This window comes from Paenibacillus sp. OAS669 (genome assembly GCF_014873645.1).
GTDB lineage: Bacteria > Bacillota > Bacilli > Paenibacillales > NBRC-103111 > Paenibacillus_S > Paenibacillus_S vulneris.
This window is the reverse complement of the sequence record NZ_JADBDR010000011.1, coordinates 98,241-114,174: the sequence shown is the minus strand read 5'-3', so window position 1 is coordinate 114,174 and position 15,934 is coordinate 98,241. Positions and strand designations below refer to the sequence as shown.

General features: G+C 47.9%; 17 protein-coding genes. 5 read left to right on the top strand and 12 right to left on the bottom strand.

The features are described from left to right. Positions 1 to 50: 50 nt before the first annotated feature. Positions 51 to 1,394: a PLP-dependent aminotransferase family protein gene (locus GGC63_RS22655; protein WP_192704252.1), complete on the bottom strand. Its 1,344-nt coding sequence runs from the start codon at positions 1,392 to 1,394 to the stop codon at positions 51 to 53. 159 nt (positions 1,395 to 1,553) lie between these two features. On the opposite strand from GGC63_RS22655, the gene GGC63_RS22650 reads away from it, so the two are divergent. Continuing rightward, entirely contained in the window at positions 1,554 to 2,438 is an 885-nt protein-coding gene (locus GGC63_RS22650) for an AraC family transcriptional regulator (protein ID WP_192704251.1), read from the top strand. A 108-nt stretch (positions 2,439 to 2,546) separates the two neighbouring features. On the opposite strand, the gene GGC63_RS22645 is transcribed toward GGC63_RS22650, so the two are convergent. Continuing rightward, on the bottom strand, positions 2,547 to 3,470 hold the full coding sequence (locus GGC63_RS22645) for a tyrosine-type recombinase/integrase (RefSeq protein ID WP_192704250.1): 924 nt from the start codon (positions 3,468 to 3,470) through the stop codon (positions 2,547 to 2,549). A 264-nt stretch (positions 3,471 to 3,734) separates the two neighbouring features. Between GGC63_RS22645 and GGC63_RS22640 the strand changes: the two genes are divergently transcribed. From GGC63_RS22640 to GGC63_RS22625, 4 genes are all read left to right on the top strand, one after another. Then, a complete protein-coding gene (locus tag GGC63_RS22640) occupies positions 3,735 to 4,898 on the top strand; it encodes a GNAT family N-acetyltransferase (RefSeq protein WP_225948420.1) in 1,164 nt (387 codons plus the stop codon). 309 nt (positions 4,899 to 5,207) lie between these two features. Beyond that, complete coding sequence (locus GGC63_RS22635; RefSeq protein ID WP_318781112.1) at positions 5,208 to 6,185, top strand: ATP-binding cassette domain-containing protein; 978 nt, start codon at positions 5,208 to 5,210, stop codon at positions 6,183 to 6,185. Then, complete coding sequence (locus GGC63_RS22630; RefSeq protein WP_306293513.1) at positions 6,182 to 6,988, top strand: ABC transporter permease; 807 nt, start codon at positions 6,182 to 6,184, stop codon at positions 6,986 to 6,988. Before GGC63_RS22635 ends, GGC63_RS22630 begins: the two co-directional genes overlap by 4 nt. Before the next feature lie 8 nt (positions 6,989 to 6,996). Further along, positions 6,997 to 7,779, top strand: a complete 783-nt coding sequence (locus GGC63_RS22625) for an ABC transporter permease (protein ID WP_192704248.1) — start codon at positions 6,997 to 6,999, stop codon at positions 7,777 to 7,779. 35 nt (positions 7,780 to 7,814) lie between these two features. On the opposite strand, the gene GGC63_RS22620 is transcribed toward GGC63_RS22625, so the two are convergent. From GGC63_RS22620 to GGC63_RS22575, 10 genes are all read right to left on the bottom strand, one after another. Beyond that, a complete protein-coding gene (locus GGC63_RS22620; protein ID WP_192704247.1) occupies positions 7,815 to 8,324 on the bottom strand; it encodes a Nif3-like dinuclear metal center hexameric protein in 510 nt (169 codons plus the stop codon). 88 nt (positions 8,325 to 8,412) lie between these two features. Then, entirely contained in the window at positions 8,413 to 9,102 is a 690-nt protein-coding gene (locus GGC63_RS22615; protein ID WP_192704246.1) for a YjjG family noncanonical pyrimidine nucleotidase, read from the bottom strand. Between the two features lie 40 nt (positions 9,103 to 9,142). Further along, entirely contained in the window at positions 9,143 to 9,577 is a 435-nt protein-coding gene (locus tag GGC63_RS22610; RefSeq protein ID WP_377739435.1) for a DNA-entry nuclease, read from the bottom strand. An 82-nt stretch (positions 9,578 to 9,659) separates the two neighbouring features. Then, on the bottom strand, positions 9,660 to 10,523 hold the full coding sequence (locus GGC63_RS22605) for a TIGR02452 family protein (protein WP_192704245.1): 864 nt from the start codon (positions 10,521 to 10,523) through the stop codon (positions 9,660 to 9,662). Positions 10,524 to 10,563: 40 nt separating this feature from the next. After that, a complete protein-coding gene (locus GGC63_RS22600; protein WP_192704244.1) occupies positions 10,564 to 11,025 on the bottom strand; it encodes a macro domain-containing protein in 462 nt (153 codons plus the stop codon). A gap of 42 nt (positions 11,026 to 11,067) precedes the next feature. Continuing rightward, entirely contained in the window at positions 11,068 to 11,976 is a 909-nt protein-coding gene (locus tag GGC63_RS22595; protein WP_192704243.1) for an NUDIX hydrolase, read from the bottom strand. A 333-nt stretch (positions 11,977 to 12,309) separates the two neighbouring features. Then, positions 12,310 to 12,867 (bottom strand): adenylyl-sulfate kinase, encoded by a 558-nt coding sequence (gene cysC / locus GGC63_RS22590; RefSeq protein WP_192704242.1) that lies wholly within the window; start codon positions 12,865 to 12,867, stop codon positions 12,310 to 12,312. Between the two features lie 7 nt (positions 12,868 to 12,874). After that, positions 12,875 to 13,741 (bottom strand): STM4011 family radical SAM protein, encoded by an 867-nt coding sequence (locus GGC63_RS22585; protein WP_192704241.1) that lies wholly within the window; start codon positions 13,739 to 13,741, stop codon positions 12,875 to 12,877. Further along, a complete protein-coding gene (locus GGC63_RS22580) occupies positions 13,738 to 15,114 on the bottom strand; it encodes an STM4012 family radical SAM protein (RefSeq protein WP_192704240.1) in 1,377 nt (458 codons plus the stop codon). The genes GGC63_RS22585 and GGC63_RS22580 overlap by 4 nt, the downstream gene beginning before the upstream one ends. A 21-nt stretch (positions 15,115 to 15,135) precedes the next feature. Next, the gene (locus tag GGC63_RS22575) at positions 15,136 to 15,921 is read right to left on the bottom strand and encodes an STM4013/SEN3800 family hydrolase (RefSeq protein WP_192704239.1); all 786 of its coding nucleotides are present in this window, start codon (positions 15,919 to 15,921) and stop codon (positions 15,136 to 15,138) included. Between the last annotated feature and the right edge of the window lie 13 nt (positions 15,922 to 15,934).

Genomic DNA, 15,934 nt, shown 5'->3' with positions numbered 1-15,934 from the left:
TTTTAAGCTTACCATGCAGCATACCCTATCATTTCTTTTCCTTTGCTATTTTAATGAACCGGCCTCCCCGCTTCCTCTATGATCGCCCTTACTCCCTCATCAATTTGCTCGGGATGAGCTTGCGAGATACTGATCCGAAGAAACTTTTCCCGATCCAGGTAAGAGGTCAAATAAAATTTTTTCCCGGGTATGACATGAACATGTCTTGCATCTAACCGAGCAATCAACCGCTCCAGGTTAACCGTTTGCGGCAGCTTAAACTGAACATAAATGCCTGAGCTGACGTGCGAGGTTTCTATGAGGCCCGCTTGATTGTACCGCTCTACGGCTGCATTCAAAGCACTGATCCTTGCCGAATATTGACTGCATATTTTGCGTTTATGCCGCTCATACATGCCGTTTTTCATGTATACCTCGAGTGCTGCTTGAGATAAGAGCGAGGAATCGGCATACCTCTTGTTAGCAAGATACGTCTCAAGCAGCTTCTCCGGCAGCACTGCTGCGCCTAATCTTAGCCCCGGGAAAATAATCTTCGAAAAGCTTTTCACATATACGACATGCGACGTCCGGTCGTACGCATAAATGGGGTCGAAGCCCTGTTCTATGCCCAAGTCGGCCATGTAATCATCTTCTACGATGTACACGTCGTATCTGCTCGCCAAATTGGCTATCGCTTTTCTCTCCGTTACGGTGTAGGAGGTTCCCAGCGGATTATGAAATCTGGACATCGTGTAAAAATATTTAATTTTACCGGTTTTAAACCTTTCCTCCAGCTCCCGCAAATCGATGCCTGTCGCCGTGCGCCTAATGCCGCTGACTGGAATACCTTCGTATTCGAGATAACGCAGATAAATATCGTAGCCCGGCTGCTCGACCAGGATCTCTGAGTTTCCGTTCGGAAACGGCATTCTCGCCAAAATTTCCAGCGCCTGCTGCGCCCCCGAAGTCACTATGATTCTCCTGGGATCCGCAATGACTTGATCGCCTGCAAGATGTGAGGCCAGCGTGTATCGCAGTGACTCCAGACCCTTCGGATCGCCATAGGTGAACAAATGTTGCTTGTATTGGTCAATCGCTTTGTTCAAGCAATGCTGGAAATCCACGTAAGGAAACACATTGATATCCGGGAGCACCGAAGCGAAATCTATAATTTTACGGTCTTTCTTATCCTTGGCTGCATCCCCCGATTTATCTACGACGTAATAACCGCTTTGAGAAACGGAGTAAATGGCGTGCCGTTTTTCCAGCTCCGTATAGGCATGCAGGATCGTGCTGATGCTGCATCCGTACTGCTTGGCGGCGATGCGAACGGAAGGCAGCTTTTGCCCCGAGCGGTACTGTCCTTCCATTATTTTCTGCTCGATATCGGATAATATCGACAAATACTTTTTCATGCGGCCACCGCTCCTTTCTGCTTATCTCCCTTCATTATACATAACTGCGAACTGTATCGATACAATCCCCCATTTTCGATATGAATAATCTATTGCACTTATGTCGATCTAGGAGTAAGTTAATAAGATAGAGAATTGGCAGAGGAGGCTTTAAGTGGGATGCCAAATCATCAGGACGAGAAGCTTCGGATCTATGAAGTGGAAGAACGGCTTCGTATGCGCCCTTTTTTTATAAAGCATCGTGCTACCGACAAGCACTTTTATATGGACTTCCATTCGCATCCGGGTTATGAAATTTATTTTTTCCAGCAGGGCTCCGGCAATTTTCTTATCGAGGATCGTATTTTCCCTCTGGTTGGAGGCGATATCCTGCTCATATCTGAATATGAATCCCATAAAAGCGCCCCCAGCATGGGAGTGGACTGCTCGCGCAGCGTCGTTAACTTTTTACCGGAAATGCTTCTACCTCAGGCGGCGATCCAATTTTTGCGATTGTTTCGCCCCGGCTCGGACTTGACTCACAGGCATCTGCGAGTATCCAGAGAAACGCAGGCAAAACTGAACGCACTGCTGACACGGATGGAAGAAGAAGTGCGCCAGCGCCCGGACATGTTCGAAATCAGCTGCTCCATTTGCCTGAACGAGCTGCTGCTGGAAATTTACCGCTTGATCCATAATCAAACGTCCCAAGGTGCCTCCCCTATCTCCCGAAGCTCGGTAAATCCGAGGGTGGAGCAGGTCATACGCTACTTGTCCGAACGGTATCATGAGCCTATCAAGCTGAAGCAGCTGGCGGATATGATTTATGTAAGCCCTTACTATTTATGCCATCTGTTTAAGGAAACAACCGGCATTACCATATCCGATTATTTGATTTATACGCGAATACGCCAATCAAAGCGGGAGCTCGCCCTTACCGAATACTCCATTGCCGAGATCGCGAGCCGGGTCGGCTTCAATACTCTGGCTCATTTCGGGCAAACCTTCAAGATGATGGAAGGAATGACGCCGAGGGACTACCGCAAAAAAGTGAGAAATCAATAAACCAGCGATGCGCATGACAAAAAAATATCCTAGGCTGATGTTTCAACCTAGGATAAATGCAGCTCTGTGGACAGCTCTCTACAATTTTGCTTACCCCGCTATTCCATTCTAAGCCAAGACGAGCTCGGGAAGCTCCAGCGAAGACATGGCCGTTTTCTTCTGTTCATTGTTCACATGAGTGTAAATCATGGTCGTCTCGATAGATGCGTGCCCCATAAGCTCTTTCACAACCCGAATATCTACGTTATGCCTGAGCAGCATCGTGGCAAAGGAATGCCGCAGCTTGTGGCAGGACAGCTTCAGGTCACTCAGATGAGGATGCTCTTCTTTTAACAACGCAAAGGTCTGTGACGCTATCTTTTGAATTTGTCTTATGGATAGCCTTCTTCCCTTTTGGGAGATAAAAAAAGCATCCTCCTTGGAGCTGTGCGGGATGATTCGCTCCTGCACCACCTGTGCAAGATACTGAATAAGCATCGGCGGAAGCGGGATTTCGTTCCATTTTCGCCCTTTGCCGAATACTTCCAGGGTCCCTTTGGATGGATTAAAGTCGCTTACGTTCATTCTGTGAATTTCCCCTACGCGCAGGCCGCAGTAAGACATCAGCAGGAAAACAGCCATATTCCGATTCTTATAACGACCGTCAATATATTGCATCGTTTGTTTCAGGTCGTTCTCCTCCAGGTAGACTGGCTTCCTGTTCTTTTCGGTTTTGGACTTTTTGATCTCCATGGCCGGATTTCGCGTTGCCAGCTCCAGATCGATCAATGCGGTAAAGAATGCCCTTATGGCGGACAGCGTTCGGTTACGAGTCTTGTCCCCTGCCGTATTTTGCTTGGATACGAGAAAGCCGACTATTTGCATTTTGCCGACCTTCTGAACCGGTAGCTCATTCAAAGATTCCAGGAACGAAAGTACTTCCCGCAAATATTCTTTCCTCGTAGCTTCCGTATACCCTGCCTGCTTCATCCATATGACAAATGCTTGAATCGGCTCGGCGTAAAAGTCTTCCAGGTCATAATTTCTAGCCATTCCCAAACCCTTCTTCCTTTATGTCAACTGCACATGATGTGGGGCAAGCGGGGATCTGCACTTACTCCCATCCCTAAATCATTTATGGAAAATATAAACTGAAATTTTATCGTAATCTTGTTCATCTGCAATAAATAAAAACCGTTATAAAGAAAAGTGCGCAAAATATGTGTTTGGCGTACTTATTGTAGCACATAGATCCATGGTAGGGATACACATTTCATAGTTTTTTGTATAATCAAATACAAAGGAGATGAATTGTGCTTGAGTTCTCATAATGAAGCAACTACACTAGTCGAGCTCTACGACAGCAGCAGCTGTCATCATATCCGTTTTCCGGACACGAAGGCAGGCCGGCAGGCTGCCCATTGGCTGGTCTCGTGGATGGAGCACTCCCCTACCCGTTACATTGCCAATGTCAAGACAAGCCTGTATGTGCTTCGACTCGGGGATGACTTGCTTCCTGTCACTGTTAATAGCCAAGAATACGAGAACAGTTACGTGTGCTCGCCCTATACACACTATGTTACTTATGCCAAGCAAGAGCTGTACAAGCTAAAGCTGCCTTGGCTGGAATCCTTCTTAAGCCGGCTGCTGGACGGGATCGGCGTGCTATTAAAGGCAAGCCGAATGAACCAGGTGGTTCATGTGAACAACAGTCTGCTCTCTACGAATCTGTACCCGGCTCAAGCCTCGAGCCTTTTGCCTGAAGGGTTACGGCTGCTGCGCGCCCAATTTCCCGAGCATACGATCATATTTCGTTCGCTCGTTCCCAGTATGAATGAACCTTGGATCGAAGCGCTTCGGCGTGAAAAGTTCCGTTTGGTACCCAGCCGGCAAGTGTATCTGTTTGAACCCCCCAATGCAAAAGCACGATGGCTGATCAAACGCGACCGGCAGCTGATCGACAAGCACGGCTATGAAGTCGTGTGTTCGGATCAGTTAATCTTCTCGGACATCCCGAGATTAAAGTCGCTTTATGATATGCTCTATCTGGATAAGCATTCCCGATGCAATCCGTGGTTTACCGAGGATTTTTTCTTGCAAGCCCTTGAGCTTGGAACCCTGCAGCTGTATGCTCTGCGGAATGCGTCCAGCCGCAGCTTGGATGCTGTGCTTGGCTATTACGTCAAAGATGGTGTCATGACAACTCCCGTCTTCGGCTATGACACCTCCCTGCCGCAGGAGCTAGGACTTTACCGTATGCTATCCGCTGTCCTGATCGGTATCTCCGAGCAAAACGGCTGGAAGCTGCATGAAAGCTCCGGCGCAGCGGAGTTCAAGCGTAATCGCGGAGCGGTCGGAGACATTGAATACAGCGCTGTTCTCGATGCCCATTTACCTTGGCAGCGCAGAATTAGCTGGATGGTGCTGGAACGATTATTGAACCGGATCGGCGTTCCGCTGATGCGGAAGTGGAAGCTTTAAGACAGCTGACAAAGGCACACTGCAAGCGTCGCAGTGTGCTTCTCTTTTGCCCCATTTTGCTAACAAAGCACACTTTATTAAAGCAAAATTATATGGCCGCACCTCGATGAGAGCAAAACTTTACTAAAAGACTTTTTTAATGAGCAAGCCATTTTGTTAATGATATTAATTATTAGTATTATTAAAAGAATTGCTCCCACCTCTACCTATAAATTTCTATATTAACCCAAAATAATTTCGTTGACACTTATTGCCTAATAGTGGTATTATTTTCTTCCGTCTCTCTAAAAAAGAATGGAGGTATCAAGCTTGATAACCGTAAACGGAATTAGCAAGTCGTTCCTGGTGGCCAAACGCACATCAGGTCTGCGTCATGCCATCAAATCATTGTTTCATCGAGAATTCACTGTGGTGGAAGCGCTTCAGGACATCTCATTTTCCATCGAACCGGGAGAAATCGTCGGCTACATTGGCCCCAATGGTGCCGGCAAATCGACCACGATCAAGGTTATGAGCGGCATCCTGGTACCCGACCGGGGAACCTGCACCATTAAGGGCTATACGCCATGGCTGGAACGGGTGCCCTACGTCAAGCATATCGGAGTCGTATTCGGACAGCGGTCTCAGCTCTGGTGGGACGTCCCTGTCATGGATTCGTTTGAACTGCTGCGAGACATTTATAAGGTCCCGCTGCCTGAGTACAAACGCACGCTTTCCCTGCTCATCGATTCGCTTGACCTGGGGGATATTATTTACACTCCCGTTCGACAACTCAGCCTGGGACAACGGATGCGCTGCGAAATTGCAGCTTCCCTACTCCACAATCCGAGCATCCTCTTTCTGGATGAACCGACCATTGGCCTCGATGCTGTATCCAAAATCGCAGTGCGGCACTTTATCAAAACGATCAATAAAGAAAAAGGAGTCACCGTCATTCTAACGACTCATGATATGAATGATATCGAAGCGCTGGCAGACCGGATTCTACTCATCGGCAAAGGAACTTTGTTATATGACGGTAGCGTCCAGGGGTTGAGAGGCCGGTTCGGAACCAAACGAACCATTACCGCCGAATACCGGGAAAGCAGCACCCCCTTGCAAATACCCGGTGCGACAGTATTGTCCTGGACACCGGACCGGGCCGTTCTCAGTGTAGATACGGAGCAAATTATTATATCGGATGCGTTGACGCGATTATCCTCTCAGGTAGAGCTTCTGGACGTCACGATCGATACCCAGCCCATAGAAGACATCATTGTTCAAATGTATAAGGAGTACCAGCTATGATGAAAGGATACCTGGCTGTTTTCAAGCTGCGGATACACACTGGACTCCAATACCGTGCGGCAGCCTTGGCCGGCATCGGAACCCAATTCTTTTTCGGCTTTATGTTCATTATGATTTTTCAGGCGTTTTATAGCCATGCAACACAGGAGCCGCCGATGACCTTATCCCAAGTAGTGACGTATACCTGGCTTAAACAGGGATTTCTTTCCCTTGTTGTGCTCTGGCTCAGGGATAGTGAGCTGTTTCAGCTAATTACTAGCGGCAACATCGCCTATGAGTTGTGCAGGCCAAGCGGCCTATATGGGCTCTGGTATGCCAAGCTGCTTGCTCAACGGCTATCGAGCGCTATGCTTCGCTGTCTGCCCATCTTGATTATCGTATGGTTCCTGCCGGAGCCTTACGGACTGCAGCTTCCTCCGGATTTTGCCACATTTCTGCTTTTTCTCGCTGTATTGCTGGCGGGTCTGTTAATGATCGTCGCTATCTCCATGCTTATTTACATCTCGGTATTTGTCACGATGTCGCCCGTAGGCTCTTTGTTACTATTTAGCGTGTTCGGAGAGTTTTTTGCCGGTCTCATTATTCCGGTGCCCTTAATGCCGGGGTGGATGCAGAAGATCGTCTATGCGCTTCCGTTTCATTGGACCGCTGATTTTCCGTTTCGGGTATTTACGGGGAATCTATCGAAGGTGGAGGCTGTACAAGGACTATGTTTTCAGCTGATCTGGTTGGCTGTGCTTGTAGGTATAGGCAAGTTAGCTATGGATAAGGCATTGCGTCGTGTCGTCGTTCAAGGAGGGTAAACCGTACAATGAACCTTTATTTCAAATATATGCTCCTTTTTTTCAAAGGGCAGATGCAGTACCGGACCTCGTTCCTGCTTCTTATGGTAGGACAATGTCTGACTCCCTTTACCACCTTTGCCGGCCTGTACTTTATGTTTGATCGATTTGGGATGGTCAAGGGGTGGAGCCTCTACGAGGTAGCCCTCTGCTTCGCTGTTACGAATATAGCCTTCTCTATCACAGAATGCTTTGCGCGCGGTTTTGACACCTTCTCCAGCCTAGTCGTTAGCGGAGACTTCGACAGATTGCTTGTCCGCCCTCGGAGCACGGTAGTCCAGGTGTTCGGCTCCAAATTCGAATTCGCGCGGATAGGCCGTCTGTTCCTATGTGCGTTAGTTCTTATCTGGTCTTGCCTACATATAGACACGGATTGGTCCTTTCTCAAAATCATGACGTTGGTGCTAATGATGATAAGCGGAAGCGTCATTTTTACGGGAATCTTTATTCTGGCCGCTTCTATCAGCTTCTGGACCGTACAAGGCCTAGAAATTGCCAACATCTTTACCGATGGCGGGCGTGAAATGAACCAATACCCTCTCAATATATATCATGCCTGGGTTCGCAAATTGTTCACGTTCCTCATCCCCTTTGGCTGCGTCAACTATTTGCCTTTGAACTACATCCTGGGGCGCGACGGGATGGATAATCCGCTATACGCGTTCCTGCCGTTAGCCGGCTTTCTGTTTCTCATTCCTTGCCTGTTAGTTTGGCACATTGGGGTAAGGCATTACCGTTCAACGGGTTCGTAAACGTATTGAAGGGGCAGCCGGCGGGGCTGCCCCTTTCATATCCTACAATTCGCAGCGGCAAAACGACCTCTATATACGTCACAGCCCGCTTCATGGGCATCACGGATCGATAAGGTGGAATTGCCTGCTCCTGTCATGACTCCGACACGTTGAACAGCTTTATCCGAATGGCTCCATACTCTAACCTTTTCATGAAGCACTCTATTCATTCTTTCTTGCAATTCATCCAAGGTTATCGGGACATGGAATTCTCCTATACCCGGAGTACTTCTATTCTTATGGTGCAGGGACGGCTGAAGCAGCGTATCGATGTGGATAGCTCTCATCAAGGACGGACAGGTCCCGAAATCGGCGTAATCCAGAGGAAGATGAACAAAGAAATGATGGATGCCGTAGTGTCTAAGCAACTGGTGGCACTCCTCTTTCATTCCATACATGAAATCCCATGCATCATGGTGCGTCAGAATGAGATCCACTTTGCGATCGACAGCCTGACGGATGATATCGGGAGTCATATTCGTCGCATAGCCAATACGGTGAATCAAATCCGGAACGTGGATTTACACTCCATTTTCTCAAATACACACCGCCGTCATTCCGCACATTTGTCTCCACAGCCGCTTTCCATAGGCTTCACATACAATCGACAAGCTCCTCCAAGCGGTGAATCATGTATTTAGGCTGTATGTCCTCTCGAAGATTCTGCTTATTTCTATTGTAATAGCAAAAATCGATTCCTGCGTTCACGGAACCATGGTAATCATCCTGCAGGGAGTCTCCTACAAACAAAACCTCATCCTTATCAAGCTTCAGTTCATTTAATGCCATCTCAAAAATTTCCTTATGCGGCTTACGTATCCCCACCTCATCGGATACAACAATCGATTGAAAGGTACCGCGAATATTCCCCGCCGTCAGCCTTTTGTGTTGAGCTTCCCCTATGCCATTGGAAATAATACCCAACTTGTAGTCGCTTTGTAATGAACGAAGGACATCCTCCGCCCCATCTTCAAAATGACAGGTATGACAAAAATAATTCCAATACGTGCTTGCAAGCTCGTTATGCAGCCGGACATCCCTAATCAGAGTATCTCGGAAAGAATATCGAATGACATCATGAATCGATGTAACGGAACCCCCGCTCACAAAGTCCATCCAATACTTTTCATTATGCTTTAAATAGACTTCCCAGAAGCGGCTCCATTGCTCCTCGTCGTTCGCAAATAATTGATGATCACGACAGGTTCTTCTCATACAGTCGTATTCGCTAAGTGAATAATTTAATAAAGTGTTATCCAGATCAAACAGAACCGCTTTGTACATAGAACATCCTCTTTTTCTCTACTATAAAATGAATCCATCGCTATTGAACAATGAACAACACTTTCGTCCCATCCGGATACTTCTCGACTTGGTTGCTTACCCAGCTGCCGGCCCCGCGATTATCCGACGGGGATATATAACGGATATCGGCGCCTTCCCCGCCTTCCTTGCACATAGCCATGGGCCACTCGTCGCGGTCATAGCCTTTTTTGGTCGGGACATCATGAAGCGATTTCTTGCGGTTCTCCTCCGCCCCTTTTCGATCGATCGTGCATACGGCGGATTCTCCGGAGGCTATAGCGTCCTTGATATGCTGTGCCGTTTCAGGAAAACGATCGGATGGAAACATCAGCTGCACATTGGCAGTACTGCTTGTTTCCTCCACCTCCATATGTTTTTCATAAAAAAAGGAACCGATAAAAACAGAGATACCTAATGCAATGGTGTACAAAAACTTTTGCCTGTGCTTTTTCAAAACGCTGCCTACCCTTCGTTAGTGTATCTATATTTTAAAGGCTTAGCGGATGGGTGTAAAGATCTCCCATATCTCAGGCATTTCAAGATAATTGCTGATTAAACATATTGAAAATCTTCTTTTCCGCCGTTTTATCCAGTATCGCAAATACGATTTTGTCAAATAAGGAGCCATAACCCTCATCTAGGATAACCTGCTTGAACATACGAGCAACCTCAAGCGGGTCGTTCCTGAATACGCCGCATCCGTAGGCCCCAAGCACAATGGCGCTGTTCCCCTGCAAAGCCGCAACGGACAAGATGGATCGGATTCTGTTTGTCATGATAGGTATAATTTGATCCGCATTCTGCGGTTCCCTTTCTCTTACAACCCCGGCATTCACCGCAGGTGCCGTAATCATCGAGATGCAGTAAGGCTGCCGTAAAAGTGTCCCCCTATCCTCCCTGAAAACGACGACATCGGGGGAATAAATCATATAGTCCGAATAGAGGCAGGTCTTGAGGCTCCGGTTGTAGGAATACATTTCGTTCATTTGGGCTATGCATGGATAAAGCGCTGACGAACGCGCCAAACTTTCTTCCTGTGCCTGACTTCCGCCTAGGAAGCCTCCACCCGGATTTTTGGCTGAAGCAAAGTTCAGACAGGCACTTTTACTATACTTTTCCTCCAGAACAAGCCTAGCTGACGCTTCCAAAGTCGATTCATCCGTTACTTCTATGATAGGTCCTCCTGTACAAGCATTGAGATCTGTTTTGGTAACAATTTCACTGTTCAGTCTTTCAAGCATGTCTGGCGTATAAAGAATGGAGGCTCGAATCGCCTCCTTGATCTCATTTTCAATGACGATTTGGCTACCCTCCGTGTGATAATACCCTTGCTCCAGTATCTCAAGAGTCTCCTTGGCCATCTTTGATCTTATTTCCCGATTATTTATGGATCTGTCCATAGATGAATCCCCCTTGCTGTAAAAAATCTGTAGATCTCAACTATTCAGCTAATCGATAAAGTGTAACTTGTACATCCGTGAAAATTTCATGGATCATCCCGTACACGATTTCCCAATCTCCGCCGCCACGATCGCAGCCTATTTTATATGGAAGCGCAATAGCGTAGTTATGCTCTCTTGCAAAATCATGCAGCTGCACGAAGGCGATCCTTATGGCATCATAGTCGGTATATTTTCGCTTATCCCGTCCGTAGTATTCCTGCCCGAACAAATTCGCTACGAAGGTACCGCTGCCCTCGTTTCTTTCGACGATTTGGCATCTGCCCAATAAATGCTGCTTATGCTGCGAGCAATATTGGAAATAGGATTTGTATACATCAGGAAATTGTTGTTTGATCTGTTTAGCAACACCGGACCCCATAACGGATTGGCAATTGACCTGATGCCCTATAATAGGCTCCACAGCCTCCAACAAATTTCCATCTACTGTAGTAACTGGCATTATGAAAACTCCTTTTAAATGATTTTGATAACTCCATCCGAATTACATCGTTTGGTTCCAAAACGGGTTATAGCGATACAGCTTCGAAGGACGGTGCCCTGCATCCTTTGTAGATTCGTTGGTTTCGATAACCATAGGGGCTATCTTTCTGCGGAATGCCGCTGCCAACAGCTCTTTGCCAAGCACGACTTCGTATACTTGCTGAAGCTCGGATAATGTAAAACGAGGCGGCATCAGATTAAACGCGATATCCGTGTATTCGATCTTGTTCCGCAGGCGCTCTATCGCATACTCAATGATCTTGGCATGGTCGAAGGCGATTCCTTCCGTATCCACGATCTCACGCACGATCTTTCTCGTACGTCCTCTCGTTATTTCAGTAATTTTCACAGTAGCCGATAATAAATCGTCTTCATGGCTTAGTGTAATTTTCATCAGCCTCTCATGCTCATAGCCGTCTTCCCAAAGAGTCCTCTTTTCCTGGAACATTTGATAAGTCACTTCGAACCACCCGGCATCATCTGCATCGTCCCCGGCCTTTACCACCAATGCAGAGCGATCGACAAGCGCCATGTAGGAACAGCTGATGACCCGCGTACGAGGATCACGATCCGTATCTCCCCATGTAAATAATTGCTCCATATAGATATTGTTGATATTGGTCTCGCTTCTTAATTCCCTCTGGGCTGCTTCTTCTATACTTTCATGCACCGATACGAAACCGCCCGGCAGTGCCCACTGACCGATATAGGGATGCTCCCCCCTCTTGATCAATAGAAGCTGCAGCGATTTTTCCGGAAGCTTTCTATAGTTGATCTGATCTTTGTCCATAACGGTAAAAATAAGCATGTCGACAGTAACCGAAGGCCGTTCATATTGACTCGCATCATATTGCTGTAAAAATTCCTGTTCCGTTATCCCATTGCGGTCGCGACGGGTTAGCTCGTTCATAGCTCTCACCTAATATCATCAAATTGTTATTATCATTTTGTTAATATCTATTTGTTAGTATATCCTTGCTGTCATCAGGATGTCAATACATTCCATTAAATAACCACATAAAGTGGAGTCTGTTAAGAAACATGAAAATTTGCTTCGGTCCCCCCGTGGGGGCACGCCCAAAAGAAAAAAGCCGCTTGCTTCTGCAAACAGCTTTCCTCCTACTACGTAGCTTGTACCATCAGTCATCCATTTCCTTATAACCGAATGGTAAACGGATGTGAACCAATATCAATTGCCTGTCCTTACGAATGATAGTATCTTCCGCTTTCCATAACTGCCGGTTCAACGGATATCCCTTTTGGATATCATGGTTTCTTTTTTAGCCAGTACTGCAATATAATCCAAGATTTTCTTCACATTGGCATCGATGCTGCCCGTATCGGTATGAATAGTAACTTCAGGATGTTGAGGAGGTTCATAGACGTCAGATATACCGGTAAACATCGGAATCTCGCCTTGCATCGCTTTGGCATAAAGACCTTTGACGTCGCGTCGTATACATTCATCCAACGGACAATCCACATAGACCTCAATGTACGAATCCAGCGTGCCCCGCGCATAATCCCTCATCTCTCGATAAGGAGCGATCATGGAGATAATCGTGGTGATTCCATTGCGGTTCAGCAGCTTGCTAATGTATACCGCACGCCGTATATTTTCCATCCTGTCCTCTTTACTGAAGCCAAGCTCACATCCAACCGCACGTCGCAGCTCATCGCCGTCCAGGCATTCAACCAAGACATCGGCTTCCTTTAAGGCTGACGCCAGCGCCGCTGCCGTCGTAGTCTTTCCTGAGGATGGCAGTCCCGTAAGCCAAATAGTCGTACCATGAGTTGGCATAACTTTGTCATCTGCCCTCCTTTACTACAGGAATTCTTTCCAATAGCCGATTCCCGTAAATTTGTTGAAGCTGAAGCTCCGGCATATGGATGTAACCGATATAACAATCGCACTGCTTCATGCGGCACGTACGTGCTTGGGCAAGGCCTTCGATACCATCTTTATATAAATTCCCTATCACTTGCCTGTCCTTATAGCATCGCTTGACCCGGCCGTCCCCCTGGGCATAAAATACGTCCTCCCCTGTCCTGCAAGGCTTGCCAATGCTGTCATAATCCATTGCATTCACAGTAAAGTGCGGATCTATCCCGCTTAGGAGCTCGAGATCTTCCTGCGAGTAGTAATCCGGTTTATCTTTGAAGGCATTGACCCACAGATACACATCATCTGGCAGGGATTGTCTTAGGGAAACAATGGATGGGAAGGCGCTCCTAACTCCAACCGAGCCTACGCTGAAAGAGATTCCCTGGGAATACAGCTTCTCGCACTGCGAAAGAAACCGGCTTTCCTCCGTTTGTCCGGGGTGATAGGTCGCCCAGAATGCCGCCGTAACGGGATTCAGCTCTTCCGTCCAATCCAGCTTGGCGGATAGATTGGTTTGGATAGCTACTTTATCCACATGGTTCATATGAGACAGAGCTACCATAGCCTCGCGGTACCATCGGTGAGTAAGTCCTTCTCCGTATGGGTTAAAGAATAGGGAGAGCCGGTGCCCTCTGCCTTCCTGATCTTTTACCCAGTCGACAAAGGTCTGGACTTGCCGCCGGTCTTTGGCTAAAGTCTCGGCATCATCGATATTTTTGCTGAAGGGACAATAGGGGCAATCGTAATTGCATGAACTTAGGCTTCCACGGAAGTAAATGGTTGCCCTCATGAGACAACACAGCTTTCCATGAGCGCGCGTATGTTCGAAGAAATGAACCAATCCCCTATCGCATCGGAATACATGATTCCTTCGCTCGTTAACCGCAGCAATACGGGGCTTAGCTCTGCAAGGCCTGTGCGCTCCAACAGCTGCAATTCCGGATAATCATCCAAGGGCTTGGTGCCAAAGCGGGAGGTGTAACTGTCCAAGGTAAGCCCCTCCGTGTGCAGCAAAGCCTTGAGAATAAACCGGCGCTTCTGCTCGTCCTCGCTCAATACGATTCCATAATCCGCTGTTGTGTAATCCTGGGTCGCCACATAGTCGGCAATGATACTAGCGGTTGCGGAACGGCCGACACTGTATCTGGAAGAATAGTGTACAGATTGGGTATAAGAGCGGGCCCCGCAGCCGAGCCCTATCATCCCTTCCTCTTGACAGCCGTAAGGAAGCAGCGGTTTAGTCGAGCCCGCCTCCGCTTTCGCAAATCTGCGCATGGAATACTGGGTGTATCCTCGTTCCATCAGTCGGTCGCGTGCAGCGGTATAGAAAAGCAGCCTTCGGTCCTCTCCGCTCTGCCTGATTTGTTCAGGTTTCACAATCGTATGCTCGCGCGTGTATAAAGGATATAAGAAGATTTCTTCCGGTTCATAAGACAGTGCCTGATCCAGCGAGTACAACCAGGAGTCGATGGTTTGACCGGGAAGTCCATAAATCAGATCCAGATTCAGAATAGGGAAGGCGTACTGTTTCAACAGATTCAGTGCCCTTGCAACTTCCTGGGGCTTTTGCGGACGGTAGATCGCTTCCGCTTCCGCCTCGATGAAGCTTTGAATCCCCATGCTGACACGATCGACCTGACGGGTTTTCAGTATGGACAGACGTTCCGTTGTGACCGTCTCAGGGGACGTTTCTACGGAGATCGATGTTTTGGATGAATCCATCCCTGCCGCATCTTCAGCGATGCGAAACAACCGATCAAGCTGATACGGCTCCAGCAGCGTCGGAGTACCTCCGCCGATCGCAAATCGGGCAATGGGCTTATGCCGGATGAAGGAAGACCATTGATAGGCTTGTCTCTCCAATGCATCGACATACTCGGCATGTACATCCGCCCTCTTGTCGGGCAGCGTAAACAAATTGCAAAATCCGCAGCGGGCTCCGCAGAACGGAATATGCATATATAAAAAAAACGTGTCTGCCGGTTCCTGGCTCCACAGCTCGGATAAGGGCAGCTTCGTCTTAAACTCACGATAAGAAGTTTTATGAGGATAAGAGTACAGATAAGACCGATATGGCTCTGATGTAAGGCTATCCTTCCAGCTGCGAAGAGCCTCGGGATTCTGAAGGAGATCCGAGTATTCGGGATAAACCGGATGGGTCATTATGATCGGCTCCTTTCACTGTTATAAAATGAATTCACGGTACGGCACATTCCAGACGACTTCATGCGCAAGCCGATGACCGACATAACCGTCCTCGCCGTAGGCAGTGCCATGATCCGAGAAGGCCATGCAAAAAACAGGCCGCTCCCGTTCACGCAGAGCTTGAAACAGCCGGCCAAGCTCCCCGTCGACATACCGAAGCGCGGCGCGCTGCGTTTCTACGGAATCCTTCTTCGCTCCCGGAACGTAATAATGGTTCGGTCCGTGGATGGCTGATATATTCATAAACAGGAATAGCCGTTCTGTTGTTGGCGATTTTTGCAGCAGCTTGATGGCGTGATTCACCTGATGCTCTGTGGAACGAGGATTCGTGACGCCGAAGGTCATCCGCCAGTAGCTTTCTTGAAAATATCCGGGAAGCACTTTCGCGAGCGGAACCTTTTTCGTAAAGAAAATGACCCCGCCGATGCAGATGGTGCGATATCCCTCAGCCTGTAACCCGGATACGATATCCGTGGAATCAAATTGCCAGGTGTACGGATGGGTCTTGAGGCCGGTATTTTTGGAATGAAACAGCCGTACATGCTCGGATTTGTTCGTGTTTGCCGGCGTAGGCAAAAACCCTCCAAAAAAAGCGTGATGGGCCGCATAAGTGAAGCTGCCCGGCGTATGGCGCTTTTCCCAATGTCCGCCGCAGCACAAGTTAGGACAATGCTCCTCCTCTAATACAGCCGCATCGTAACGCAGCGTATCCAGAGTAATCATGACAATATCATGACTCCCGACAATCTCATTCATGTTAACCATCTTGGTGATCCTC